This window comes from Thiobacillus sp. (assembly GCF_030696885.1).
GTDB lineage: Bacteria > Pseudomonadota > Gammaproteobacteria > Burkholderiales > Thiobacillaceae > Thiobacillus.
Map to the genome: position 1 here is coordinate 143,128 of NZ_JAUYRI010000017.1, position 24,307 is coordinate 167,434.

24 protein-coding genes are annotated in these 24,307 nt (G+C 64.8%); 8 read left to right on the top strand and 16 right to left on the bottom strand.

Features of this window, described 5'->3' with window-relative positions; translation table 11 throughout:
- The first annotated feature begins 186 nt into the window (after nt 1-186).
- From tkt to Q8R61_RS08560, 6 genes are all read left to right on the top strand, one after another.
- Nucleotides 187-2,172 carry a transketolase gene (gene tkt / locus Q8R61_RS08535; RefSeq protein WP_305536199.1) on the top strand — a complete coding sequence of 662 codons (1,986 nt, stop codon included), beginning with the start codon at nt 187-189 and terminating at the stop codon, nt 2,170-2,172.
- Between the two features lie 152 nt (nt 2,173-2,324).
- The gene (gap, locus tag Q8R61_RS08540) at nt 2,325-3,323 is read left to right on the top strand and encodes a type I glyceraldehyde-3-phosphate dehydrogenase (protein ID WP_305536201.1); all 999 of its coding nucleotides are present in this window, start codon (nt 2,325-2,327) and stop codon (nt 3,321-3,323) included.
- 167 nt (nt 3,324-3,490) lie between these two features.
- Nucleotides 3,491-4,669, top strand: coding sequence for a phosphoglycerate kinase (locus Q8R61_RS08545; RefSeq protein ID WP_305536203.1), 1,179 nt, complete (start codon nt 3,491-3,493; stop codon nt 4,667-4,669).
- Between the two features lie 119 nt (nt 4,670-4,788).
- A complete protein-coding gene (gene pyk, locus Q8R61_RS08550; protein WP_305536205.1) occupies nt 4,789-6,222 on the top strand; it encodes a pyruvate kinase in 1,434 nt (477 codons plus the stop codon).
- A gap of 47 nt (nt 6,223-6,269) precedes the next feature.
- The gene (gene fba, locus Q8R61_RS08555; RefSeq protein WP_305536207.1) at nt 6,270-7,337 is read left to right on the top strand and encodes a class II fructose-bisphosphate aldolase; all 1,068 of its coding nucleotides are present in this window, start codon (nt 6,270-6,272) and stop codon (nt 7,335-7,337) included.
- A gap of 128 nt (nt 7,338-7,465) precedes the next feature.
- Nucleotides 7,466-7,768, top strand: a complete 303-nt coding sequence (locus tag Q8R61_RS08560; RefSeq protein ID WP_305536209.1) for a c-type cytochrome — start codon at nt 7,466-7,468, stop codon at nt 7,766-7,768.
- A 16-nt stretch (nt 7,769-7,784) separates the two neighbouring features.
- Here the strand turns inward: Q8R61_RS08560 and Q8R61_RS08565 are convergent, their stop codons facing one another.
- Together Q8R61_RS08565 and Q8R61_RS08570 are read right to left on the bottom strand one after the other, a co-directional pair.
- Nucleotides 7,785-9,767 carry a UvrD-helicase domain-containing protein gene (locus Q8R61_RS08565; RefSeq protein ID WP_305536211.1) on the bottom strand — a complete coding sequence of 661 codons (1,983 nt, stop codon included), beginning with the start codon at nt 9,765-9,767 and terminating at the stop codon, nt 7,785-7,787.
- Complete coding sequence (locus Q8R61_RS08570; RefSeq protein WP_305536213.1) at nt 9,764-10,156, bottom strand: glutaredoxin; 393 nt, start codon at nt 10,154-10,156, stop codon at nt 9,764-9,766. Before Q8R61_RS08570 ends, Q8R61_RS08565 begins: the two co-directional genes overlap by 4 nt.
- Before the next feature lie 85 nt (nt 10,157-10,241).
- Here Q8R61_RS08570 and Q8R61_RS08575 point away from each other — a divergent pair, with 85 nt between their 5' ends.
- Nucleotides 10,242-11,063: a symmetrical bis(5'-nucleosyl)-tetraphosphatase gene (locus tag Q8R61_RS08575; RefSeq protein ID WP_305536215.1), complete on the top strand. Its 822-nt coding sequence runs from the start codon at nt 10,242-10,244 to the stop codon at nt 11,061-11,063.
- Here Q8R61_RS08575 and Q8R61_RS08580 read toward each other — a convergent pair.
- From Q8R61_RS08580 to Q8R61_RS08595, 4 genes are all read right to left on the bottom strand, one after another.
- On the bottom strand, nt 10,999-11,751 hold the full coding sequence (locus Q8R61_RS08580) for a 1-acyl-sn-glycerol-3-phosphate acyltransferase (protein WP_305536217.1): 753 nt from the start codon (nt 11,749-11,751) through the stop codon (nt 10,999-11,001). The genes Q8R61_RS08575 and Q8R61_RS08580 overlap by 65 nt on opposite strands.
- Nucleotides 11,752-11,824: 73 nt before the next feature.
- Nucleotides 11,825-12,574 (bottom strand): GNAT family N-acetyltransferase, encoded by a 750-nt coding sequence (locus tag Q8R61_RS08585; RefSeq protein ID WP_305536219.1) that lies wholly within the window; start codon nt 12,572-12,574, stop codon nt 11,825-11,827.
- 104 nt (nt 12,575-12,678) lie between these two features.
- A complete protein-coding gene (locus tag Q8R61_RS08590; RefSeq protein ID WP_305536221.1) occupies nt 12,679-13,143 on the bottom strand; it encodes a glycine zipper domain-containing protein in 465 nt (154 codons plus the stop codon).
- Nucleotides 13,144-13,199: 56 nt separating this feature from the next.
- Nucleotides 13,200-14,132, bottom strand: coding sequence for a carbohydrate kinase family protein (locus Q8R61_RS08595; RefSeq protein ID WP_305536223.1), 933 nt, complete (start codon nt 14,130-14,132; stop codon nt 13,200-13,202).
- 132 nt (nt 14,133-14,264) lie between these two features.
- Between Q8R61_RS08595 and Q8R61_RS08600 the strand changes: the two genes are divergently transcribed.
- Nucleotides 14,265-15,134: a zinc dependent phospholipase C family protein gene (locus Q8R61_RS08600; RefSeq protein ID WP_305536225.1), complete on the top strand. Its 870-nt coding sequence runs from the start codon at nt 14,265-14,267 to the stop codon at nt 15,132-15,134.
- Nucleotides 15,135-15,298: 164 nt separating this feature from the next.
- Here the strand turns inward: Q8R61_RS08600 and Q8R61_RS08605 are convergent, their stop codons facing one another.
- The 10 genes from Q8R61_RS08605 to gcvH form a co-directional block, all read right to left on the bottom strand.
- The gene (locus Q8R61_RS08605; RefSeq protein WP_305536227.1) at nt 15,299-15,835 is read right to left on the bottom strand and encodes a GNAT family N-acetyltransferase; all 537 of its coding nucleotides are present in this window, start codon (nt 15,833-15,835) and stop codon (nt 15,299-15,301) included.
- Between the two features lie 147 nt (nt 15,836-15,982).
- Nucleotides 15,983-16,534 carry a phosphatase PAP2 family protein gene (locus Q8R61_RS08610; protein WP_305536229.1) on the bottom strand — a complete coding sequence of 184 codons (552 nt, stop codon included), beginning with the start codon at nt 16,532-16,534 and terminating at the stop codon, nt 15,983-15,985.
- 12 nt (nt 16,535-16,546) lie between these two features.
- Complete coding sequence (locus Q8R61_RS08615) at nt 16,547-17,779, bottom strand: glycosyltransferase family 1 protein (RefSeq protein WP_305536231.1); 1,233 nt, start codon at nt 17,777-17,779, stop codon at nt 16,547-16,549.
- A 69-nt stretch (nt 17,780-17,848) separates the two neighbouring features.
- Nucleotides 17,849-19,354, bottom strand: a complete 1,506-nt coding sequence (locus Q8R61_RS08620) for a FimV family protein (protein WP_305536233.1) — start codon at nt 19,352-19,354, stop codon at nt 17,849-17,851.
- Between the two features lie 105 nt (nt 19,355-19,459).
- Nucleotides 19,460-19,912: a diacylglycerol kinase gene (locus tag Q8R61_RS08625; protein ID WP_305536234.1), complete on the bottom strand. Its 453-nt coding sequence runs from the start codon at nt 19,910-19,912 to the stop codon at nt 19,460-19,462.
- On the bottom strand, nt 19,909-21,360 hold the full coding sequence (gene gcvPB, locus Q8R61_RS08630) for an aminomethyl-transferring glycine dehydrogenase subunit GcvPB (protein WP_305536236.1): 1,452 nt from the start codon (nt 21,358-21,360) through the stop codon (nt 19,909-19,911). Before gcvPB ends, Q8R61_RS08625 begins: the two co-directional genes overlap by 4 nt.
- A gap of 115 nt (nt 21,361-21,475) precedes the next feature.
- Nucleotides 21,476-21,967 (bottom strand): thiol peroxidase, encoded by a 492-nt coding sequence (tpx, locus tag Q8R61_RS08635; RefSeq protein ID WP_305536238.1) that lies wholly within the window; start codon nt 21,965-21,967, stop codon nt 21,476-21,478.
- Between the two features lie 70 nt (nt 21,968-22,037).
- Entirely contained in the window at nt 22,038-22,322 is a 285-nt protein-coding gene (locus tag Q8R61_RS08640; protein ID WP_305536240.1) for a DUF3144 domain-containing protein, read from the bottom strand.
- A 9-nt stretch (nt 22,323-22,331) separates the two neighbouring features.
- Nucleotides 22,332-23,708, bottom strand: coding sequence for an aminomethyl-transferring glycine dehydrogenase subunit GcvPA (gcvPA, locus tag Q8R61_RS08645; protein ID WP_305536242.1), 1,377 nt, complete (start codon nt 23,706-23,708; stop codon nt 22,332-22,334).
- Nucleotides 23,709-23,826: 118 nt separating this feature from the next.
- Complete coding sequence (gene gcvH, locus Q8R61_RS08650) at nt 23,827-24,216, bottom strand: glycine cleavage system protein GcvH (RefSeq protein ID WP_305536244.1); 390 nt, start codon at nt 24,214-24,216, stop codon at nt 23,827-23,829.
- Between the last annotated feature and the right edge of the window lie 91 nt (nt 24,217-24,307).

The following is a 24,307-nucleotide window of genomic DNA, read 5'->3' on the forward strand; positions in this document are numbered from 1 at the left end:
CGACGCTTGAGCTTGTCGGTTTAAACCCTTGTCGCAGCGTCTCTTTTCCCTGCTTTGGGCACGGCTTGCGGAAGCCTACCCTGCTGACGGATAATCAGGGTTTTTGCATATTCTGCCCAAGCTGCCGCTGCACGGCTTTCCTGGGGCGGACCTGCGACCGTTTTTTACTTAGCTGAAGGGAACGCAATGCCTACCCGTAACGACCTGGCCAATGCCATCCGCGCGCTCGCGATGGATGCGGTTGAGAAAGCCAAATCCGGCCACCCTGGCGCCCCCATGGGCATGGCGGAAATCGCCGAAACGCTGTGGAATCACCACATGCGCCACAACCCGACCAACCCCAAGTGGGCGGACCGCGATCGCTTCGTGCTGTCGAACGGCCATGGCTCGATGCTGATCTACGCACTGCTGCACCTGACCGGTTACGACCTGTCGATGGATGACCTGAAGCAGTTCCGCCAGTTGCATTCCAAGACCCCCGGCCACCCCGAATACGGCTACGCGCCCGGCATCGAAACCACCACCGGCCCGCTCGGCCAGGGCATCACCAATGCCGTCGGCATGGCGATGGCGGAAAAGGTGCTCGCCAACGAATTCAACAAGCCCGACCACACCATCGTCGACCACCACACCTATGTGTTCCTCGGCGACGGCTGCATGAGGGAAGGCATTTCGCACGAAGCCTGTGCGCTGGCCGGCACCTGGAAGCTGAACAAGCTGGTCGCGTTCTGGGACGACAACGGCATCTCGATCGACGGCCACATCGAACACTGGTACACCGACGACACCGCCAAGCGCTTCGAAGCCTACGGCTGGCAGGTGATCCCCAACGTCGACGGTCATGACGTCGTTGCGCTCGAAGCCGCGATCCAGAAGGCCAAGGCCAGCACCGACAAGCCCACCCTGATCTGCTGCAAGACCATCATCGGCAAGGGCTCGCCCAACAAGGCCGGCACCCACGACGTGCACGGCGCGGCGCTGGGCCACGACGAAGTCCTGGCGACCCGCAAGAACATGGGCTGGGACCACGCCGCATTTGAAGTCCCTGCCGACATCTACGCCGGCTGGGATGCCAAGACCAAGGGCCAGGGCCTGGAAACGCTGTGGAACAACAAGTTCGCTGAGTACAAGAAGGCCTACCCGGCCGAGGGCGCCGAGTTCGAGCGCCGCATGAAGGGCGAACTGCCCGCCAACTGGAAGGCACACGTGGCCGAGAAACTGGCCGCGATCAACACCAAGGCCGAGACCGTGGCCACCCGCAAGGCGAGCCAGATCGCGATCAACGCGCTGGCGCCGGCGCTGCCCGAGTTCCTCGGCGGCTCGGCCGACCTGACGGGTTCCAACCTGACCAACTGGGAAGGCTGCCATCCGGTGCGTCACGGCAAGCCCGGCAACTACATCAGCTACGGCGTGCGTGAATTCGGCATGGCCGCGATCATGAACGGCATGGCGCTGCACGGCGGCCTGCTGCCGTTCGGCGGCACCTTCCTGATGTTCTCCGAGTACTCGCGCAACGCCATCCGCATGGCTGCGCTGATGAAGCAGCGCGTGATCCACGTGTTCACGCACGACTCCATCGGCCTCGGCGAAGACGGCCCGACCCACCAGCCGGTGGAACAGACCGCCACGCTGCGCATGATCCCCAACATCGACGTCTGGCGTCCGTGCGACACCGTCGAAACGCTGGTCGGCTGGGCGCACTCGGTCGAGCGCACCGACGGCCCCACCTGCCATATCCTGTCGCGCCAGAACCTGCCGTTCATGCAGCGTGACGCGGCCACGATGGCCAATATCGCCAAGGGCGGCTACGTGCTCAAGGACGCGGCCTCAGCCCGCGCCATCATCATCGCCACCGGCTCCGAAGTCGAGCTGGCGGTGAAGGCGCAGGAAGCGCTGGCGGCAGAAGGCATCGCCGTGCGCGTGGTGTCGATGCCGTCGACCAACACCTTCGATCGCCAGGATGCCGCCTACAAGGCGAGCGTGCTGACCAAGGGCCTGCCGCGCGTCGCCGTCGAAGCCGGTGTCACCGACTTCTGGCGCAAGTACGTGGGTCTGGAAGGCGCCGTGATCGGCATCGACACCTTCGGCGAATCCGCCCCGGCACCGGCGCTGTTCAAGCATTTCGGCATCACCACCGAAGCCGTTGTGGCTGCGGTCAAGGGCGTTCTGTAATTCAGGGGCCAGGGGTCGGGATTCAGGGGTCAGGGAGCGAGTGGCCAAGGGCCGCGCCTTCTTGCACCGCGGGCGTAGCCCGCTCATCCCCTGAATCCTGATCCCTGAATCCTGACCCCTAATAAGATTTTTCACCTCACTGGAGACTGCAAATGGCAATCAAAGTTGGTATTAACGGTTTTGGCCGCATCGGCCGCATGGTGTTCCGCGCTGTGGCGAAGGACTTCCCCGGTATCGAGATTGTGGCGATCAACGACCTGCTCGACCCCGACTATCTGGCTTACATGCTGAAGTACGACTCGGTGCATGGTCGTTTCAATGGCGACATTTCCGTCGATGGCGGCAACATGGTCGTCAATGGCAAGAAAATCCGCCTGACCGCCGAGCGCGATCCTTCCAACCTGAAGTGGAACGAAGTCGGTGCCGACCTCGTGATCGACTGCACCGGCTTCTTCCTGACCACCGAGTCCTGCGAAGCCCATATCAAGGCCGGCGCGAAGAAAGTGGTTCAATCGGCGCCTGCCAAGGATTCCACCCCGATGTTCGTCTACGGCGTGAACCACACCACGTATGCCGGCGAGGCCATCGTTTCGGCGGCTTCCTGCACCACCAACTGCCTGGCCCCCGTGGCCAAGGTGCTGAACGACAACTGGGGCATCAAGCGCGGCCTGATGACCACCGTCCACGCTGCCACCGCCACCCAGAAAACCGTCGACGGCCCGTCTGCCAAAGACTGGCGCGGCGGCCGCGGCATCCTGGAAAACATCATCCCGTCCTCGACTGGCGCTGCCAAGGCCGTCGGCGTGGTTCTGCCCGCACTGAAAGGCAAGCTGACCGGCATGGCGTTCCGCGTGCCGACTTCCGACGTGTCGGTCGTTGACCTGACCGTTGAGCTGAACAAGCCCGCCACCTACGCCGAGATCTGTGCAGCCATGAAGGCCGCTTCCACCGGCGCCATGAAGGGCGTGCTGGGTTACACCGAAGAGAAAGTGGTCTCCACCGACTTCGTCGGCAACAGCGCACCCTCCACCTTCGACGTCGACGCCGGCATCGCGCTGGACGACACCTTCGTCAAAGTCGTGTCCTGGTACGACAACGAGTACGGCTACACCTGCAACATGCTGCGTCTGGTCGAGCACGTAGCCAAGTGAGGATCTAGGGGCTAGGAGTTAGGATTTAGGGAAAAGCGCGGGCGCAGCCCGCACCGCCCCTAGATCCTATTTCCTAAATCCTGGCTCCTTCACCACGGTGAGCCTTAAGGTCTGGCGCGGCTAAACCCCGCGCCAACCCTTAAACCTTACTTTCAGGAGAATCAACAATGGCATTTATCCGCGTCACCGATCTCGATCTGGCAGGCAAACGCGTCTTCATCCGCGCCGACATGAACGTTCCGGTCAAGGACGGCAAGGTCACCTCCGACGCCCGCATCACCGCGTCGATGCGCACCATCGAGCACTGCCTCAAGGCCGGTGCCAAGGTGATGGTCACCTCCCACCTGGGCCGCCCGACCGAAGGCGAATTCAGGGAAGAGGATTCGCTGAAGCCCGTGGTCGACGTGATCGCGCAGAAGCTCGGCAGGAACATCCGCCTGATCCGTGAGTGGACCGACGGCGGCTTCGACGTCGCCGACGGCGAACTGGTGGTGCTGGAAAACTGCCGCGTCAACAAGGGCGAAAAGAAGAACGTCGACGAGACCGCGAAAAAATACGCCGCGCTGTGCGACGTGTTCGTGATGGACGCCTTCGGCACCGCGCACCGCGCCGAAGCCTCGACCCACGGCGTCGCCAAATTCGCGCCGACCGCTGCGGCCGGAATCCTCTTGACCGAAGAGCTCGAAGCGCTGGAGAAGGCGCTGGCCAACCCCGCGCGCCCGATGGTCGCCATCGTCGGCGGCTCCAAGGTTTCCACCAAGCTGACCGTGCTGGAAGCGCTGTCCGAAAAATGCGAACAGCTGGTGGTCGGCGGCGGCATCGCCAACACCTTCCTCAAGGCCACCGGCCACAACGTCGGCAAGTCGCTGTGCGAGGACGACCTGGTGCCGACCGCGCAGGCGCTGATCGAGAAGATGACCGCGCGCGGGGCGACCATCCCGATCGCCGTCGACGTGGTGTGCGGCAAGCAGTTCGACGCCAACGAACCCGCCGTGCTGAAGGATGCCGGTGACGTTGCCGACGACGACATGATTTTCGACATCGGCCCGAAGAGCGCGCAGGAACTTGCCGACATCATCATGAAGGCCGGCACCGTGGTGTGGAACGGCCCGGTCGGCGTATTCGAGTTCGACCAGTTCGGCGAAGGCACCAAGACCATCGCGATGGCAATCGCCAACACCAATGCCTTCACCCTGGCCGGCGGCGGCGACACGATCGCCGCGATCCAGAAATACGACATCTACGACAAGGTGAGCTACATCTCCACCGCTGGCGGCGCCTTCCTCGAATACCTCGAAGGCAAGGTCCTGCCCGCCGTGGCGATTCTGGAGGAGCGGGCGCAGTAAGGGATCAGGAACCAGGGGCCAGGATTCAGGGAAAAGCGCGGGCGCAGCCCGCTCCACCCCTAGCCCCTAAATCCTAGATCCTAGTCCCTCCATCAACACCTACGCCCACCACCCACACAATGATCCGCAGAACCAAAATCGTCGCCACACTCGGCCCCGCCTGTTCCGATGCCAAAACCCTGGACCGGATGATGGAGGCGGGCATCGACGTGGTGCGCCTCAACTTTTCCCATGGCACCGCACAGGATCACATCGACCGTGCCGAGCTGGTGCGTTCGCTCGCCCGCACACGCGGTCGCGCAGTCGGCGTGCTGGTCGACCTGCAGGGTCCGAAAATCCGCATCGGCAAGTTCAAGGACGGCAAGATCACGCTGGCCAAGGGCGACCGCTTCGTGCTCGATGCAGCGTGCGCGCTGGGCGACCAGACCCGCGTCGGCCTCGACTACAAGGAGCTGCCGAACGACGTCAGCCGCGGCGTGACGCTGTTGCTGGACGACGGCCGCATCGAATTCTGGGTCGAGGAAGTCAAGGGCACGGAAATCATCTGTCAGGTGGTGCAGGGCGGCGTGCTGTCCAATAACAAGGGCATCAACCGCAAGGGCGGCGGCCTGTCGGCGTCCGCGCTGACCGAAAAGGACATCGAGGACATCAAGACCGCCGCTGCGCTGAACGCGGACTATCTGGCAGTGTCGTTCCCGCGCTGCGGCGCCGACATGCGGCAGGCGCGTGAACTGCTCCGCGCGGCCGGCGGCAAGAGCCAGCTGATCGCGAAGATCGAGCGTACCGAAGCGATCGAACACCTGGAAGAAATCCTCGAAGCGTCCGACGCCATCATGGTGGCGCGCGGCGACCTCGGTGTGGAAGTTGGCGATGCCGCAGTGCCTGCGCTGCAGAAGCGCATGATCCGCATGGCGCTGGAACGCAACAAGGTCGTCATCACCGCGACCCAGATGATGGAATCGATGATTTCCAGCCCGATTCCGACCCGCGCCGAAGTCTCCGACGTCGCCAACGCGGTGCTCGACGGCACCGACGCGGTGATGCTGTCGGCCGAAACCGCGGCCGGCCAGTTCCCGGTCGAGGCGGTACAGGCGATGGACCGCGTCTGCCTGGAAGCGGAGAAGGAAGCCGAGCCGGGATTTGCCAAACAGCGGCTCGACCACAGCTTCCTGCGCGCCGACGAAGCGATCGCGATGTCGGCCGTGTTCACCTCGGTGCACCTCAACATTAAGGCGATCGCAGCACTCACCGAGTCCGGCAACACCTGTCTGTGGATGAGCCGGCTGTCCACCCGCGTGCCGATCTACGCCTTGACACCCGAGGTGCAAACCCGTAGAAAAGTCACTCTTTTCCGCGGCGTCTACCCGATCAACCTGAAAACGGGCACCAAGGAGCGCGATGCCCTGCTGGCGGAAGCCGAAGAAGAGTTGCGGCGGCGCGGCGCGGTGCGCGACGGCGACCTGATTCTGCTGACCATCGGCGAACCGATCGGCCAGTCGGGCGGTACCAACACCATGAAAATCGTTCGCGTAGGCGATGCGAAAAAAACCTGATTCTGAAATAGCAACACGCTGAATATTCTTAACCTAGGAGAGTGTAAATGGCCCTGATTTCCCTTCGTCAACTGCTCGACCATGCCGCCGAAAACGGCTATGGCCTGCCCGCGTTCAACGTCAACAACATGGAGCAGGTGCATGCCATCATGCAGGCCGCCGCTGCCGTCGATTCGCCGGTGATCCTGCAGGGTTCCGCCGGTGCGCGTTCCTACGCGGGCGAGCCCTTCCTGCGCCACCTCATCCTGGCGGCGATCGAAATGTATCCGCAGATCCCCGTCTGCATGCACCAGGACCACGGCGCATCGCCGAGCATCTGCTTCCGCTCTATCCAGTCCGGCTTTTCGTCGGTGATGATGGACGGCTCGCTGAAGGAAGACGGCAAGACGCCCGCTTCCTACGAATACAACGTGGAGACCACGCGCAAGGTATCCGAACTGGCGCACGCCTGTGGCGTGTCGGTCGAAGGCGAACTCGGCTGCCTCGGCTCGCTGGAAACCGGCATGGCCGGTGAGGAAGACGGTCACGGTGCCGAAGGTGCACTGGATCACTCGATGCTGCTGACCGATCCCGACGAGGCTGCCGACTTCGTGAAAAAGACCCATGTCGACGCGCTTGCCATCGCCATCGGCACCTCGCACGGCGCCTACAAGTTCACCCGTCCGCCCACCGGCGACATCCTCGCGATCGACCGTGTCAAGGCGATCCATGCGCGCATTCCCAATACCCACCTGGTGATGCACGGCTCGTCGGCGGTGCCGCAGGAATGGCTGGCCATCATCAACAGCTTCGGCGGCGACATGGGCGAGACCTATGGCGTGCCGGTGGCGGAAATCGTCGAAGGCATCAAGCATGGCGTGCGCAAGGTCAACATCGACACCGACCTGCGCATGGCGTCCACCGGTGCCATCCGCAAGCACCTTGCCGAGAACAAGTCCAACTTCGACCCGCGCAAATTCCTCAAGGAAGCCACCAAGGGCATGAGCGACATTTGCCGGAATCGCTACGAAGCCTTTGGCGCCGCCGGCCAGGCCAGCAAGATCAAGAAGGTCTTCAACCTGGAAGAAATGCAGAAGCGCTATGACAAGGGCGAACTGGATCCCAAGGTCAACTGATCACCCGGGCTTTACGAAGAAGGGGCGCTGTGGCGCCCCTTTTTTAATGCACCCGCGGGGAGTTGCGGACAACACGGGAGCGAATATAATTTTAACCGGACGACAATATCCGTTAATGGAGAACTCACATGAAATACACGGCTGTTTTGATTGCGCTCGCCATGCCCCTGCTTGGGGCACCGGCCCATGCCAGCCCCGAACTGGCGGCCAAGAGCAAGTGCATGGCCTGCCACCAGGTCGATAAAAAGGCACTGGGTCCCTCGTTCAAGGACATTGCCGCCAAATACAAGGGCAACAGCACTGCCGAGGCCACGCTGGTCGACAGCATGCTGAAAGGCGCCAAGGGCAAGTGGGGAAAAATCCCGATGCCGCCGCAGAAAATTGCGCCGGTGGATGCACAGAAGCTGACGCGCTGGATCCTGACGCTGTAAGGCGTCAGGCAAATCGCTAGCCGAGCATCGCCTTCAACGCGGCCAGGCGGTCGCTGCCGCTGGACTTGGTGTCAGCGTCCGCCGGGCGGTCGGGCATGCGCACGTCGTCGCCCAGTTCGTCGATGAAGCGCGACGGCTCACAGCCCACCGTCTCGCGGGCGCGCTTGCGGCGCGCGCAATACGACAGCGTGAGCGATTTTTTGGCGCGGGTGACGCCGACATACATCAGGCGGCGCTCTTCCTCCAGCCGTCCTTCGTCGACCGCGTCGCGGTGCGGCAGGATGTTTTCTTCGATGCCGACCAGGAACACATGACCGAACTCCAGCCCCTTCGCGGCGTGCAGCGTCGATAGCCGCACCGCGTCGGGCTCGGTTTCGTCGCGCCCTTCCAGCAGCGTGATCAGCGCAATGGTCTGGGTCAGCTGCAGCAGGTTCTTCTCGTCCTCTTCGCCTTTCTTCGCGATCCAGGCGGCGAACTCCAGCACGTTGTCCCACTTCGACTGCGCCGCGCGCTGGTCGTCCTGGTCGAACAGGTAGACCTCGTAGTCGATCGACTTCAGCAGATCGTTCAACACATCGCCCGCCGGTTCACGGACCACCCGTTCCTCGAAACGGTTGATGAACTGACAGAACTCGACCAGCGGCGCCAGATGGCGCTCGCCGATCTGCGACGAGGCGGCGGCGGAAAACACCGCCTCGAACAGGCTGACGTGCAGCGTGGCGGCGACCTGGCCGAGCTTTTCCAGCGTTGCCGCACCGATGCCGCGCTTGGGTGTGGTCCCCGCGCGGATGAAGGCCGGGTCGTCGTCGCTGTTGGCGATCAGGCGCAGGTAGGCGATCACGTCCTTGATTTCGCTGCGGTCGAAAAAGGACTGTCCGCCGGACAACTGGTACGGCACTTTCTCGTTCCTCAGCGCCTGCTCGAACACCCGCGCCTGGTAGTTGCCGCGATACAGGATCGCGTAGTCGCGCCACTCGGTGCGGTGCTGAAACTTGTGCGACAACAGGCGCATCACCACCGATTCGGCCTCGTGCGCGTCGTCCTTCGTCGGCATCACCTGGATCGCGTCGCCGTGGCCTAGGTCGCTCCACAGGCGCTTTTCAAACAGCTTGGGATTGTTGGAAATCAGGCTGTTGGCGGCCTTCAGGATGCGGATGGTCGAACGGTAGTTCTGCTCCAGCTTCACCACATGCAGGTGCGGGTAATCCTCGTTCAACTGCCGCAGGTTGTCGGCTGACGCGCCGCGCCAGCCGTAGATCGCCTGGTCGTCGTCGCCGACCGCGGTGAAGGCCGCGCGCACGCCGGTGAGCTTTTGCAGCAGCCGGTACTGCGCTACGTTGGTGTCCTGGTATTCGTCGATCAGGATGTGGCGCAGGCGGTTCTGCCACTTTTCGCGCAGCTCGGCATGGGTATCAAGCAGCTCGGCCGGAAGGCGGATCAGGTCGTCGAAATCGACTGCCTGGTAGGCGCGCAGCGTCGCGTCGTAGCGGTCGTAGATCTTGGCGTAGGCACGCGCGTTGTCATCCTCCGCCGTTTGCAATGCGATGGCGGGCGACTTCAGCTCGTTCTTCCACAGCGAGATGCGCGACACCGCGCGGCGGATTTCCTGCTTGTCGGTGGTCTTCAGGATTTCGGAGACGATGCCGGCGGCGTCGGCCGAATCGAGGATGGAAAAGGCCGGCTTCAGCTCGGCGAACTTCGCATCCTCGCGCAGCATCCTCAAGCCCATCGAGTGGAAAGTGGTGACGATCAGGCCCTTGGTGTTGACGTTCTGGGTCAGCTTGGCGGCGCGCTCCTGCATTTCGCGCGCAGCCTTGTTGGTGAAGGTGATCGCGGCGATCGAGCTGGGCTTGTAGCCGCACTCCCCAATTAAATAGGCGATCTTGTGGGTGATCACGCGCGTCTTGCCTGAACCGGCGCCGGCCAGCACCAGCAAGGGGCCGTCGAGGTACTTCGCCGCCTCGCGCTGCGGCGGGTTGAGCGCGGAGAGCAGGCTCATGCCGCGCCGAATTCGCGGTTCAGGTAGGCATCGATGGCGTCGGATTCATACAGCCAGGTCTGCTTGCCGTCGGCGTCGGTGATCAGCAGGCAGGGCACCTGCGGCTTGCCGCCGCCGGCGAGCAGCGCGGCGCGGTGGGTTTCGTCGCTGCGGGCGTTGCGCAGTTCGATATTCAATGACAGCCGCCGCATCGCGCGCCGGACCTTGATGCAGAAGGGGCAGGTGGGGAAATGGTAGAGCGCGAGGCTGCGCGTGCGGGCGTCGACCGCTTCCTGCTCGGCGGGCGGTCGCACTACGCCCTTGGGACGGGTGAGCCAGTTGCCCAGCAGCAGGAAAGGCCCGAGCACGGCGCGCAGGGTTCTGAAAAACAGGCGGACAACGACTTTCATGGCGGGGATTCAGGCGAGGGTGTCACGTGGAGGTCAGGCGGGGGCGCTATGATTCGGGCAGCGCACAAACGAATCCGTATTTTATATGCCTACCTATGCCATTGGCGATCTTCAGGGCTGCCAGACTCCCCTGCTGCGCCTGCTGGACACCCTGAAATTCGACCCGGCGGCCGACCGGCTGTGGTTTGTCGGCGATCTGGTCAACCGCGGGCCGGAATCGCTCGACGTGCTGCGTTTCATCAAAAACCTGGGCGATGCCGCCATTTGCGTGCTCGGCAATCACGACCTGCATCTGCTGGCGCTGGCCGAAGGCTTTGGCCGGGTGCACAAGGGCGACACGCTCGATGCCATTCTGGCGGCGCCCGACCGCGATGCGCTGCTGACCTGGCTGCGCCATCGCAAGCTGGCCTGGCGAGAGGGCGCGGTGCTGATGGTGCATGCGGGCGTGCTGCCGGACTGGACGGCGGACGACACGCTGCAGCGCGCGGCCGAGGCCGAAGCCGCGCTGCAGGGGCCGCACTATCGGGATTTTTTCGCGCAGATGTATGGCAACGCGCCGGTGGCCTGGAATGACGATTTGCAGGGTGTCGAGCGCCTGCGGGTCATCGTCAACGCCTTCACCCGGCTGCGCTACTGTTCGGCCGACGGCGAGATGGAGTTCCACCACAAGGGCGCGCCCGGCACGCAGCCAGCCGGCTGGCTGCCGTGGTTCGCGGTGCCGGGACGCCGCAGCGCCGACGCAACCGTCGTCATCGGCCACTGGTCGACGTTGGGGTTGATCAACCGCCCCGATCTGATTGCGCTGGATACCGGCTGCCTGTGGGGCGGCCGCCTGACTGCGGTCAGCCTGGAGGATCGGCAGGTGTTCGCGGTGCCGTGTCCGCAGCAGTCGCGTCCGAAATCCTGAAGCCCAGCAGACGGGCGGTCGCCGCTTCGGCCTGTGCCGCCAGTTCGCGCCGGTGGCCGTTCGGCAGGATCGGTTCGCCAAACTGCAGTTCGGCGATGAGTCCGGGTTCGCTGACGATATTCTTCAGGCTCTGCCACATGCTGATCTCGTCGATGTAGGCGGACGCCGCGGTGTGGTTTCCGTCCAGCGTGCGGTAGCGCAGCGCCGCCGGCACCACCGGGCAGTTCAGTTGCACCGCCGGCTGCAGCAGCGACGGCATGAAGCGACGCAGCGCGCGTCCGTCGCTGGTGGTGCCTTCGGGAAACACCGCGACCCAGGCGCCGTCCTGCATCAGGTCGCGCATTTCGGTGTTGATGCGCGCGGTGTCGGCGCGGCGGCCGCGCTCGATGAACAGCGTGCCGGTTTTCTTCGCCAGCCAGCCCGCCACCGGCCAGTTGCGCACCTCGGCCTTGGACACGAAATGCACCCGCTGGGCGGCGTAGATCAAATAAATGTCCAGCCACGACACGTGGTTGCACACCAGCAGCGCGCCGCTCGGCAGGCGCGGCGCGGGCGCCAGCTGGGCGCGCACGCCAAGCACCCGCAGCAGGCGCCGTGCCCACGCCATGATGAAACGGTCGCGCTGCGCGGTCTTCAGCAGCGGAAACGCCAGCCCGGCCGCCGCCACACCCCATGCGAGGTGCAGCATCAGCATACCGATGCGAAAGTTGCGGCGTAGCGAAACGGGAAAATGGGCAAGGCTCACCCGCCCATTGTAAAGCTCAAGCGATGAAGCGGCGGGCATAGCTGCGGTTGAGCTGCGCCATCGGCAGCAGCATCAGCAGGTCGGCCGTGTTGAAGTCGGGATCCCAGGCCGGCTCGCCGCACACCATCGCGCCCAGCCGGGTATAGCCCTTGATCAGCGGCGGCAGCGCGGCCGCCTGGCCGTCGTCGAGCGACTCGACCGGCAGGCGGGTACGCGGTGTGACATGCCATTCGATCGGGGCCAGATGGCTCTGGATGAGCTGGCGATGCACGCTGGCGGCAATGTGGCCGCCGTCGGCCATGCCGATGCTGGCGCAGCCGACGATGGTTTCATAGCCGTAGCGCGTCATGTAGTCGGCCAGACCGATCCACAGGCGCGCGATGACGGCACCGCTGCGGTGTGCCGGATGCACGCAGGAGCGGCCCAGTTCGGCCATGCGCGGGCGCAGGAAATTGAGCCGGGTGAGGTCGAATTCCTGCTCGGCATAGTAGCTGCCGACGCGCTGCGCGGCTTCGGGCGGCAGAATGCGATAGGTGCCGACGACTTCGCCGCTGGCGAGATCGCGCACCAGCAGGTGATCGCAGAAGGGGTCGTACAGATCGATGTCGTGGCCCGGCACAACGGTCGACAGGCGGGCGCCCAGTTCCTCGGCAAATACGGTGTAACGCAGGCGCTGCGCTTCGCGGATTTCGCAGTCGTCCACCGCCAGCGAGACGTGATAGCGGGCGGCAGGGGCAGATCGAACAGGGCTGCGGAGTTCAAGCATGGGGCACTCCCATTGATGGAATGCGCCCAGCTTAGGGACGGGGTGTTAATGCCCAGTGACGGCCGGATTGCGAAACGGTGACGCCGGCTTGCGGCGCGGCGGAATTATTGCGTCACCCGGGTGACGCCGCCGCCCGACAGGATGCGCACGCGATCGCCCACCCGGAATTCCTGATCGGCCGCCTGGGTGACGGCGATCATCCGTCCCGAATCGAGCTTGACCGTGATTTCCACGCCCTTTTGGCGGGTCACCGCCTCTTCCGCAGCCGCGCCGCCCAGCCCGCCGAGCACGGCGCCGACGGTGGCGCCCACCACGCGGCCACTGCCACCGCCGACGGTGCTGCCGGCCACGCCACCAGCCACGGCGCCGGCACCGGCGCCAATCGGCGTCTTGGTGCCTTCGATCCGCACCTCGCGCACCGACTCCACCACGCCCATTTGCACCTCCTGCACGCCGCGGGTCTGAGCGCGGCTGTAGTCCTTGCTGCCGGTGCCGGCAGCGCAGCCGCCGAGCGCAACCAAAGCCGCAGCGAACAGCGTGACACTTACGATTTCAATGGATTTTTTCATGATGGCATTCCTGCGGTTGGGTTCACTCACTATAGGCAACGCCATCGCCCAAGGGTTCAGAAAGTCTTGCCGAACGCGTCCTTCATCCGGTCGGCGATGTCTTCCCGCGTCGGCGCATGGTTCTGGCCGCCGCGGTGTTCGATCTTGATCGCGCCCATCACGCTTGCCAGCTGGCCGGCGGTTTCCCAGTCGAGTCCGCGGGTGATGCCGTACAGGATGCCGCTGCGGTAGGCGTCGCCGCATCCGGTGGGGTCGAGGATTGCGGCCGGGCGCGCCGCCGCGATGGCGATCTCGCGGCCGGCCGTGTGGATCACCGAGCCTTCGGCCCCGCGCGTCACGATCAGCGCCTCGACGTGGCGTGCCAGCGTGGCGAGGTTTTCGCCGGTGCGGCTTTGCAGCAGCTCGGCCTCGTAGTCATTGAGGATCACATAGCGCGACTTGTGCACGCATTCCAGCAACTCCTCGCCGGAGAACAGCGGCATGCCCTGGCCGGGGTCGAACACGCACGGCACGCCGGCGTCGTGAAAGCCGCGCACGTGGCGCAGCATGCCGTCGCGGCCGTCCGGTGCGACGATGCCCAGCTGGACGTCGGGCACCTGGCGCACGTCGTTCTCGTGCGAGAAGTTCATTGCGCCGGGGTGAAAGGCGGTGATCTGGTTGTCGGCAAGATCCGTGGTGATGAACGCCTGCGCGGTGTAGGTGCCGGCGACATGGCGGATGTAGTCGCGCGAAATCGCATGGGCGTCGAGGCGTTCGGCGTAGGCGCCGAAGTCGTCGCCGACCGTTGCCATGATCAGCGGCTCGCCGCCCAGCAGCTTGAGGTTGTACGCGATGTTGCCGGCGCAGCCGCCGTACTCGCGCCGCATCTCCGGCACCAGGAAGGACACGTTCAGCATGTGGATCTTGTCCGGCAGGATGTGATGCTTGAAATGATCCTGGAACACCATGATGGAGTCGAAGGCGAGGGAACCGCAGATAAGGGTGCGCATGAGCGTAGGCCTGGGTGACAGTGTGGATTGAAAACGACAGCGCGAATTATACGCAGGCCGCCCTGTCCGCGATTCACGCAAGATTCACGCGTTTGACCGCATCCGGTCATGCTGCGCGGCCATGCTGCGCGCATGAAAGCTGGACGCACTGCATATTACTGGGCGGTTCCTGCGGTCCTGTTTGCCGGCGACGCGCTGGCATGGGGGCTCTACACCCATGTGTATTTCGCCCAGCTCCTGGTGTGGGCGGTGCCGCTGCTGGACCCCGCCCTGCACCGCGCGGTGCGGCGCTTTCCGCACCGCCTGATGGCGGGCGCCTGCCTGCCCGACCTGGCGCTGGTCGGCGCCACCGCGCGCACCCACGCGTTCGACGACAGCCATCGCTGGATCACCGCCCATACGCTGCTCGACGCGGCGCACGACGACGAATCGCGCGCCTGCGCCGTCGGCGCAATCAGCCACCTGTGGGTCGACATCATCGCGCACAACCATTTCGTTCCCGCCCACGAACACCTGTGGTGGAACATCCCGCTGCTGACGCACGCCGCATCGGAATGGGCAATGGACCGCCATATCGCGCAGCACCTGTTCCGCCCGCCCGCCCGGTTGCTGCAGGCCGACGACTGGCTAGTCGACTATGTGTCGCGCAACTTCGGCTGCACGCCTGCAGCCAGCCGCCGCGCCATGCGCCAGTTGGCCGGCGCCGAGGCCCTGCTGCGGCACAGCCGCCTGCCCAACATGCTGCACGGCATGGGGCGCCTGTTCGACCGCAGGCTGGCCTCGCGCTTCGATTACTACCTGCAGGAAGTGACGGCACGCCTGCCGCAGATCAACCGCGTGCTCGCCGGCGAAGCCCCGGCCTGGCTGCCGGATTGCCCGCCGGTGGCCGTGGCCCGCGACCGCATCGCCGCGCATGCCCCGGAGCTGGTGGCGTGCCGCTTGCCGCTGCCGGGGGATTTGTTTGAGAGTGAAGTGCCGCCGATTTTGCGGCGGGCGGCTTGATGCCTGCTTGCGAGACCGCGGGGTGAGCGGTTGAAAGGGTTCAGCCCTGAGGGAATCTGAACACGGATATTGATGGACGCTCTCGACCCAAAGCGGATATAGCAAGAAGGCGAAAGCAGACGGTCAGCGATCGAGATAGTCCGCGTCGGTGTGATGCGTTGGCATTACCAGTAAGCAGGATCGTCGAATTCCTGTACGCACGCAGGACGGCTTTTCAGGATTGGGATAGTCTCTCCCGATAAGGGCTGGCCAAGCCAACCTTCTGGCGTTGATAGTGGCAGCGGAGCCCGGATCACATCCTCCGATAATGCCCGAAACCCAACCTTGGAGTAGAAGGCAGGATCGCCATACGTGACAACCAGCGTTGTGGAGCGATTTTTCAACTCGTCCAGTCCAAATCTGATCAATGCCTGCCCAATACCCCTTCCCTGATGGGCGGTGCTGACTGCAACTGGAGCGAGCATGAAGGCTTCGATGGGCTCATCGAATCGAAGTCGAGTAAAGAAGATTGCCCCAATCATTGCCCCGTCTGCAAAGGCACCAATACAGATAATTTCCTGATTGTCGATGCGTGCAGCCAGCGCAGAGGCAAGGCTGCCAATCAGTCTCCCTTCTTGATCCCCTTCAGATGACGAAAATACTGCAGTGAACAGGCTTGTCAGTTCTTCCTTGCTGTTGTTATCGAGAATCCTGAAATTCATGCTTCGTCCTGAAATGGGCTCACACTGACAATATCGCAGCATAGCCGAGAGGTGCCACGGCAGCTTTACGGCTTGGAAGTGAACTTCCGCTTCTGGCCGGTTGCTGCCACTAAATGCCAAAACCGCACCAACAGAGAAATCGGGTTTCTACAGAAGTGCCAGCGTCAGCGCAGCGATCGTTCCGCCCAGCAACGCGCCCACGGCGACATCGCTGACATAGTGCAGCCCCAGCACCAGGCGCGAGGCCGCGACCAGCGCGGTGAACGGCCACACCAGCCAGCCGAGCGGGGGGTAGTAGGCGGTGACGACGAGGCTGAACACCACGGCGTGCAGGGTGTGGCCGGAGGGGAAGCTGAAGCGGTCGAGCGGTGCGCTCAGGCAGCAGATGGTGGGGCACACTTGATAGGGCCGCGGCCGTTCGGTGGCGCCTTTCAGCCACTTGTAGATCAGCGTGCCGGTGAGTCCCGCCACGATCATGTGCAGCACCGCCGGCAGCGCGTCCAGGCCGTGCCAGGCGATCAGTGCGCCCATCAATGCATACCAGAACACACCGTCGCCGAGCCGGCTGGCAAGCCGCAGCAGGCCGACCTCCCAGTCGGGCAGGCGCACGCCGTTCATGCGCGCCAGCCACGCGTGTTCGCATGCGGCCAGCCGATTGAGGCCGTGGTGGGCAGCAAGACTGAGGCGGTCGCGTTGCATGCTGGACAGCCGTTATCCGGTGCGGGCGACGGTGGGCCAGTCAGCCGCATCGTCGGTTGCCGACTGGGTCTGGGCGAGCCGCAGCAGCACCCGCTCGAAGCTGTCGATAATGGCGTCCCACGACAAGTGTGCCGCGCGCGCCGCCGCCGCGGTGCCGAGGCGGCGCTGCAGGTCGGGGTGCGGGGCCAGCGAGACGGCCTGGACGATGAAGCCGGATTCGTCCTCGGGCGGCGCCTTGAGGCCGTTTTCGCCGTGGCGGATGACCTCCTCGGCGGCGGCGCAGTCGTAGGCCACGACCGCGAGGCCCGAGGCCATGGCCTCGATGGTTACGTTGCCCCAGGTTTCGGTCAGGCTGGGAAACAGGAAGACATCACCGGATGCGTAATGCGCGGCCAGCGACTCGCCGATGCGGGTGCCGCAGAAGATTGCGTCTTGGCGTTTGGCCTGCCAGCTGGCGCGCTCGGGGCCGTCGCCCACCAGCACCATGCGGCAGGCGGGATTTGCTTCGCGCATGGCGTCGAAGGCGCGAAACACCAGCGCCAGATTTTTTTCGGCGGCCAGGCGGCCCACGTACAGCACCACGGTTTCGTCTTCGCGCACGCCCCACTGTGCACGCAGGGCGGCGTCGCGGCGGCCGGGATTAAACAGCTGGGTGTCGACCCCGCGCCCGATGATCTCGATGTTGTCGTAGCCATAACCGAGCAGTTCGCGGCGGATGCCTTCGGTCGGCACCAGCGTGACGGCGGCTTTGTTGTGAAACTTGCGCAGGTAGGCAACGATGGCACGGCGCAGCAGGCCAAAGCCGTAGTGGCTGCTGTAGCTGTGAAAATTGGTGTGGAAATCGCTCGCCACCGGCAGCCGCAGCTTGTTGGCCGCGGCCAGCGCCGACCAGCCGAGCGGGCCTTCGGTGGCGATCTGTACCACGTCGGGCCGCTGGCGGGTCCACAGCCGGGTTAGCGCGGCCTTGGCCGGCAGGCCCATTTTCAGCCCTTCGTAGCGCGGCAGCGCAATGCCCTGCTGCAGGTGTTCGCTGAGGGTGGCGGTGGGTTGCGGCTGGTCGCCGGCGTTCTGGCGCGGGCGGATCAGCTGCACCTGGTGGTTGCGCACCTGCAGGCCGTTGACCAGGCGGCCGAGCGTCATCGCCACGCCGTTGACTTCGGGCGGGTAGGTCTCGGTCACCACCGCAATGCGCAGCTGCGGGCGGATCGAGGGCAGGGTCTGGCAAGTGAGCACGGCTGCATCCATGGGCGCAGCATGCGCCCGCCATGCGACAGAAAAATGAAGCCGGGGTGACGCTTTGGTGAAAGCCGCCGATCAGGCGGCGAACGGCAGGGCGTCGTGTGCGACGGCGCGCAGCATCAGGATGTCGCGGTAGGCATGCGGCTCGAAACCGATCCGGGTGCCGCCGCGATCGTCGTAGATCAGGTCGTGCAGGAAGGCGTCGAGCTCGGGGGTGTTCCACACCTCCACCAGCTTTTCCAGCAGATGCGGATAGGCTTCCAGTCCCTGGCTCGATTCGCCGTCCTGCGACGCCGGATGCGCGGACAAATTGACGTTGAAGTAGCGACGGCATTCCGCGCTCGCGGCCGTGTAGGCCTCGGCATTGCCGTTGCGGTGCAGCAGGTCGAGCAGCAGCAGCCAGGGCACCGGGGATTCGGTCGGCGCCTCGCGCAGGTGTTCCTGCAGCAGGTGGATGGCGAGGTCGCTGTGGCCGTGCGCCATGTACACCTCGGCCTGGTCGAGGATGTCTTCCTTGACCTCGGTATCCTCGACCCGCGGCGGTGCCGCAATCTCCGCCATGCGCGCGGGCGCATGGGCGTCGTTTTCCGGCAGCGTGTTCATGTCCGACAGGGTCGGCGGCGGCGTGTCATCAGGCTGCGTCCAGGGATTGAGGTCCAGCTGGGTGTCGCGGGCGGGCGTGCGGCTGCGACGACGCAACCAGGCGACCAGGAAGAGGCTGCCGACGAGCAGGCCGACGAGCAGCAGCGCCAGCGGCCAGCGCGCGGGCCCGGTGGCGGGCGGCGGTGCGGCCACTGCTGCGGGGGTACTACGAGCCTCGAGCTCGGCATTGCGTCGCTGCAGGGCGAGCAACTGCGATTCCAGATGCGCGAGCCGGCGCGAAAGTGCGGTGGTTTCGTCGGAAAGCTCGGTCTCGGTCAGCGGCCGCTCGGCAATCGGGCGCGCGGGATCTGGCAGGTTGCTGTCCAAACGCAGGGCAAAGGGCCGTTCGGCGGTGGACTGCGGGCTGCGCCGGCCCGACAGCACCAGGCGCGGTGCGGGTTCGTCGCGTGGGGCCTGCTGCGCGCGCGGCGCGGGCGGCGGGCGCGGGGTGCTGGCGCGTGCAGGCGGAGCCGGTCGCGCGGGTGCCTGCATGGCCGGGGCGGCGCGTGGGGCGGGCGGCGCGGTGGCTTGCACCGGCGCGGGGGCCGGCGCTGCCGCGCCGGTCTGCGCGAGGCGGGCCGGGTCCGGCGGGTCGAGCAGGATCACGTATTCGCGTTGCAGGCGCGTTTCGCAGTCGGCCACCAGCACGAACTGCGCGATGGGGTCGTGGATGGACTGGCGGGTGCGGATATGCAGCACGGCCTGATCGCCGCTGCGCTGCAGGCTCAGTTCCGTGCGCGGCGGCGGCGCGATGGCGCCGGTGCCGGCCTCGAGCTTGAAGCAGTCTGCGGGGAGATCGGCGCCAGCATCGAGCACCACCACGGTGGCGTGCAGCGGCTGCCCGAGGAAGGAACGCACGTTCAGCTCGCCCAGCCCGAGGGCTGCGGCAGCACCGGCATGGCAAAGACCCAGCAGGAGGCAGACGGTTTTGACGTTCACGCGATCATGAATCAGAGGAAATATCTTGTGTTCCGGCTATTTGCGCCGGAACTTTAATATCAGTGTTGAAGAATCGCACCATATTGGCACGGTTCCCGGGCTGTGTCAGCCCAGCACCACCAATCCCCATATCACCACGACGTTGACGAGCGCGATCATCACCGCTGCGCTGCCCATGTCCTTGGCGCGCTTAATGAGCAGATGGTGCTCAAGCGAAATGCGATCGACTGCCGCCTCGACCGCGGAATTCAGCAGTTCGACGATCAATACCCCCAGCACCGCACCGATCATCAGCGCCCGCTCGATACCGGTTTCGCCGAGAAACAGCGCGAGTGGAATCAGCAACAGCGCGAGGAAGACTTCCTGGCGGAAGGCATCCTCAAAACGGAACGCCGCGGTCAGCCCGGCCCATGAATAGCCGGCGGCATTCAGCACACGCTGCAGACCGGTTTTGCCCTTGTACGGGCTTTCAGTCGGGGTGGGCGCGGCGTTTGCCCCCTGCCCCGCTGGCGCATCAGGCGAATTGGGGAGAGGGAGCGCAGCCTTGGGATCAGTCATGCGGCGGGCTTGTACGCGAGGTCGAGTTCGCGCGCGGCCTTGACGTCGTCGAGGCGCCGCACCGGCAGGCTGTAAGGTGCGCCCTTGACCAGCTCGGGATTGGTTTCGGCTTCGTGCTTGATTCTGATCATCGCGTCGATGAAGCCGTCGAGCGTCTCGCGGCTCTCGGTTTCGGTCGGCTCGATCAGCAGGCACTCCGGCACCAGCAACGGAAAATAGGTGGTCGGCGCGTGGTAGCCGTAGTCGAGGAGGCGCTTGGCGAAGTCCATCGCGGAGACGCCGGTGGCGTCCTTCAGCTTCTTCAGCGTGACGATGAATTCGTGGCTGGCGCGGCGCGTCGGGTAGGCGAGGTCGAAGCCGGCGTCGCGCAGTTTTGCCATCAGGTAGTTGGCGTTGAGCGTGGCGTATTCGGCGACGCGCAGCATGCCCTCGCCACCCAGCAGGCGGGCGTAGATGTAGGCGCGCATCAGCACGCCGGCGTTGCCCATGTTGGCGCTCATGCGGCCGATCGACTGCGGCAGGTCGGTCTCGGTCGCCAGCCGGTAGGCGCCGTTTTCATTCAGCACCAGCGGAATTGGCATGAAAGGCAGCAGCCGCGTCGACACCCCCACCGGACCCGCGCCCGGTCCGCCGCCGCCGTGCGGGGTGGAAAAGGTCTTGTGCAGGTTCATGTGGATGACGTCGAACCCCATGTCGCCGGGGCGCACCTTGCCGAGAATGGCGTTGAGGTTGGCGCCGTCGTAATACGACAGGCCGCCGGCGTCGTGGACGATCTTCTGGATTTCGGAAATCGTCTTCTCGAACACGCCGAGCGTCGACGGGTTGGTCAGCATCAACCCGGCAGTCTGCGGACCGACTGCGGCCTTCAGCGCGTCGAGGTTGACCGCGCCGGTGGCGTCGGTCGGGATTTCCTTGACCGTGTAGCCGCACATGGTCGCGGTCGCCGGGTTGGTGCCGTGCGCCGCGTCCGGCACGATGATCTCGCGCCGCGCGGTGTCGCCGCGCGCGTCGTGATAGGCACGGATCATCGCCACCCCGGCAAACTCGCCGTGCGCGCCCGCCATCGGCGCCATCGACACGCCGGCCATGCCGGTCACGTCCTTCAGCATTTCCTGCAGCTCGAACATGCTGGCGAGGAAACCCTGTCCGGTCTCGTCCGGGCTCGCCGGATGGCGCGCCAGAAACTGCGGCAACATCGCCAGCGAATTGCATGCGCGCGGGTTGTACTTCATCGTGCACGAACCGAGCGGGTAGAACTGCGTGTCGATCGAGAAGTTCTTTTGGCTCAATCGCGTGTAGTGGCGCACCACATCGAGCTCGGAAACTTCCGGCAAGCCTGGTGCGTCCTTGCGGCACAGCGCGGCAGGCAAGTCATCGAGGTTGCCGCCGGCAGCGGGCAACTGGGCGGCAGCGGTGCGGCCGGGACGGGAATGGTCGAATATCAGCATGGTTCGTAGGGGCTAGGAGTTAGGATCTAGGGACTAGGGTTGTGGGGGCGGAGGAGATCGGGGGGCGCGGCGTAGCCGCTCATCCCCTAGCTCCTAGCCCCTAATTCCTAGCTCCTCAAAGCGCTGCCAGCGCGGCGTCGTAATTCGGCTCCTGCTTGATCTCGGGAACGAGTTCCGCGTGCAGCACCTTGTTGTTCTCATCGAGCACGACCACGGCGCGCGCGGTGATGCCGGCGAGCGGGCCGCTGGTGATGGCGACGCCGTAGTTCTTCATGAACTCGGCGCCGCCGCGCATGGTCGACAGTGTCACCACGTTGTTGGTGCCTTCGGCGCCGCAGAAGCGGCTCATCGCGAACGGCAGGTCGGCGGCGATGATCAGCACCACCGTGTTGCCGACTGCGGCGTCGTTGAATTTCTTGGTCGAGGTCGCGCACACCGGGGTATCCAGGCTGGGCACGATGTTGAGGATTTTCTTCTTGCCGGCGAAATCGGCCAGCGAGACGTCGGCCAGGTCCTTGTTGACCAGCTTGAAGTCGGGGGCGGTGTCGCCGACCTTGGGGAAGGTGCCGGACACGTCGATCGGGTTGCCTGCCAGAGTCACTGCCATGTTTGCTCTCCTTGAATGAATCGGTCAAATGCCGGACGCGAACGATCGCGCCCGCTGCATTGCATACCTGCTAACTGTCTTGCTGATCATAGCGAGTCAGGTGCTCGTCGATATTCTCGCGCAACATTTTTTCGTACTGGTCCATGAAATAGGTGATTGCGGCTTCCTTCTCCACAATCAGCTGCGCCTTGTTCTCAGCGGCCGCCGCGATCACGAAGGCGTTGAAACGCGCTGCCGCAAACAGCGCAGCTGCACTCACCCGACTGGGTTTCTCCGCGTTCAGCTGGGTGTTGGCCAGTGCGATATACGCATCGGCCATGTCATAGAACGGTTTGTCGCGCTGTACGTCGCTCATTTGGGTTCCTTAACTCTTGTACGCGCACGGCGGCGCTTCACGGCGTTTGGACAGGATACGTTCCAATTGTTGCGCGTAGAGGTCAAGGTCCGCCGCGGTTTTGGTTTCGGTGACGCAGACGAGGATGGCCTGGCCGAGCTCGGGATACCAGCCGGAAATGTCCAGCCCGCCGAGGATGCCTTGCGCACGCAGCGCGCGCAGCACGTCTTTCGCGTTGTCGTTGAGTTTCAGCACGACTTCGTGGAAGAAGGGGCTGGCAAACGCGCGCGTCACGCCCGGAATCGCGGCCAGCTTGTCAGCCAGGGCCACGGTGCCGCCATGGCTGGCGGAGGCCACCTTCGCCAAACCCTGCGGACCCAGCAGCGCCATGTATTGCGTCGCCGCGGTGACGACCAGGCCCTGGTTGGTGCAGATGTTCGAGGTGGCCTTGGAGCGGCGGATGTGCTGCTCGCGCGCCTGCAGCGTCAACGCGAAGCCGGGCTTGCCATCCAGATCAACCGTCCGCCCGACGATGCGGCCCGGCATCTGCCGCACGAAGTCCTGGCGGCAGCACATGAAGCCGAAATAGGGACCACCGGAGGCCATCGGCGCACCGAGCGGCTGGCCTTCGCCCACCGCGATGTCGGCACCGGTCTGCCCCCACTTGCCGGGCGCTTCCAGCACCGCGAGCGTGGTCGGGTTCACCAGTGCGATCGCCAGCGCGCCTTTGTCATGCGCCCAGTCGGTCATCCCATGCACGTCTTCCAGCACGCCGAAGAAGTTGGGCTGCGGAATCACCAGGCCGGCGAAGCTGCCGGGGTCGGCCGGCAGCACCGTTTGACCCGTCGCAGCGTCATAGTCGAGCTCGACCAGTTCGATGCCCTGGTTCTTCACGGTCGTGTTGACCACGCGGCGGTAGATCGGGTGCACGCTCTTCGGCACCAGCACGCGGCGCGAGGTCTTGTGCGAACGCACCGCCATCAGCACCGCCTCGGCCAGCGCGGAGGCGCCGTCGTAGAGCGACGCATTCGACACGTCGAGCCCGGTCAGCCGCGTCATCATGGTCTGGTATTCGTAGATCAGCTGCAGCGTGCCTTGCGAGGCCTCGGCCTGATACGGCGTGTAGGCGGAATAGAACTCGCCGCGCGTGGTGATCTGCCAGATCGCCGCCGGGATGTGGTGCTCGTAGACGCCGGCGCCGATGAAGTTGGACCAGAAGCCGTCGGCCGACGCGCGTTCCTGCATCAGCCGCGTGACCGCCATTTCCGGAAGCCCAGCGGGCACGTCCTTGAGTTTGCCCGTCTTCAGCGCGGGCGGGATTTCGTCGAACAGCGTCTCGATGCTGGCGGCGCCGATGGCGCCGAGCATGGCGGAGACGTCTGCTTCAGTGTGGGGAATGAAAGGCATTTGGGCAGGGGTCAGGATTCAGGGATCAGGATTCAGGGGGAGGATTCAGTGCCCGGTTTCAGGTATGGCGCGGCGCAGCCGCACAGTCCCTGATCCCTGGCCCCTGAATCCTGGCCCCTTAATGTGCTTCCGACTCGACCAGCTTCTGGTACGCAGCCGCGTCCAGCAGACCGGCGACGTCGCCGGGGTTGGCCGGCTTCAGCTTGAACATCCACGCGCTGTAGGCGTCCTTGTTCACCGATTCGGGGCTGGCTTCGACGTCGTTGTTGGCGGCGACGACTTCACCGGCGACGGGGGCGTAGACGTCGGACGCGGCTTTCACCGACTCGACCACCGCGCATTCCTCGCCCTTGGCGAGCGCGCGACCGGCGGCGGGGTTCTCGATGAACACCATGTCGCCGAGCAGGTCCTGCGCGTGGTGGGTGATGCCGATGGTCAACGTGCCGTCTGCTTCGACGCGCACCCATTCGTGGCTGGGGGTGTATTTGAGGTCTGCGGGGATGTTCATGCTTTCTCCAGGATCTAGGAATTAGGATCTAGAGGCTAGGGAAGGGGTGCCGAATCAGGAGCGCGGCGAAGCCGCACGTTCCCTAGATCCT

Bases quoted from the DNA above. Each gene is read 5' to 3' on its own strand.
- tkt (WP_305536199.1), top strand. From the start codon at position 187: ATGCCTACCCGTAACGACCTGGCCAATGCCATCCGCGCGCTCGCGATG.
- gap (WP_305536201.1), top strand. From the start codon at position 2,325: ATGGCAATCAAAGTTGGTATTAACGGTTTTGGCCGCATCGGCCGCATG.
- Q8R61_RS08545 (WP_305536203.1), top strand. From the start codon at position 3,491: ATGGCATTTATCCGCGTCACCGATCTCGATCTGGCAGGCAAACGCGTC.
- pyk (WP_305536205.1), top strand. From the start codon at position 4,789: ATGATCCGCAGAACCAAAATCGTCGCCACACTCGGCCCCGCCTGTTCC.
- fba (WP_305536207.1), top strand. From the start codon at position 6,270: ATGGCCCTGATTTCCCTTCGTCAACTGCTCGACCATGCCGCCGAAAAC.
- Q8R61_RS08560 (WP_305536209.1), top strand. From the start codon at position 7,466: ATGAAATACACGGCTGTTTTGATTGCGCTCGCCATGCCCCTGCTTGGG.
- Q8R61_RS08565 (WP_305536211.1), bottom strand. From the start codon at position 9,767: ATGAGCCTGCTCTCCGCGCTCAACCCGCCGCAGCGCGAGGCGGCGAAG.
- Q8R61_RS08570 (WP_305536213.1), bottom strand. From the start codon at position 10,156: ATGAAAGTCGTTGTCCGCCTGTTTTTCAGAACCCTGCGCGCCGTGCTC.
- Q8R61_RS08575 (WP_305536215.1), top strand. From the start codon at position 10,242: ATGCCTACCTATGCCATTGGCGATCTTCAGGGCTGCCAGACTCCCCTG.
- Q8R61_RS08580 (WP_305536217.1), bottom strand. From the start codon at position 11,751: ATGCTGCACCTCGCATGGGGTGTGGCGGCGGCCGGGCTGGCGTTTCCG.
- Q8R61_RS08585 (WP_305536219.1), bottom strand. From the start codon at position 12,574: ATGCTTGAACTCCGCAGCCCTGTTCGATCTGCCCCTGCCGCCCGCTAT.
- Q8R61_RS08590 (WP_305536221.1), bottom strand. From the start codon at position 13,143: ATGAAAAAATCCATTGAAATCGTAAGTGTCACGCTGTTCGCTGCGGCT.
- Q8R61_RS08595 (WP_305536223.1), bottom strand. From the start codon at position 14,132: ATGCGCACCCTTATCTGCGGTTCCCTCGCCTTCGACTCCATCATGGTG.
- Q8R61_RS08600 (WP_305536225.1), top strand. From the start codon at position 14,265: ATGAAAGCTGGACGCACTGCATATTACTGGGCGGTTCCTGCGGTCCTG.
- Q8R61_RS08605 (WP_305536227.1), bottom strand. From the start codon at position 15,835: ATGAATTTCAGGATTCTCGATAACAACAGCAAGGAAGAACTGACAAGC.
- Q8R61_RS08610 (WP_305536229.1), bottom strand. From the start codon at position 16,534: ATGCAACGCGACCGCCTCAGTCTTGCTGCCCACCACGGCCTCAATCGG.
- Q8R61_RS08615 (WP_305536231.1), bottom strand. From the start codon at position 17,779: ATGGATGCAGCCGTGCTCACTTGCCAGACCCTGCCCTCGATCCGCCCG.
- Q8R61_RS08625 (WP_305536234.1), bottom strand. From the start codon at position 19,912: ATGACTGATCCCAAGGCTGCGCTCCCTCTCCCCAATTCGCCTGATGCG.
- gcvPB (WP_305536236.1), bottom strand. From the start codon at position 21,360: ATGCTGATATTCGACCATTCCCGTCCCGGCCGCACCGCTGCCGCCCAG.
- tpx (WP_305536238.1), bottom strand. From the start codon at position 21,967: ATGGCAGTGACTCTGGCAGGCAACCCGATCGACGTGTCCGGCACCTTC.
- Q8R61_RS08640 (WP_305536240.1), bottom strand. From the start codon at position 22,322: ATGAGCGACGTACAGCGCGACAAACCGTTCTATGACATGGCCGATGCG.
- gcvPA (WP_305536242.1), bottom strand. From the start codon at position 23,708: ATGCCTTTCATTCCCCACACTGAAGCAGACGTCTCCGCCATGCTCGGC.
- gcvH (WP_305536244.1), bottom strand. From the start codon at position 24,216: ATGAACATCCCCGCAGACCTCAAATACACCCCCAGCCACGAATGGGTG.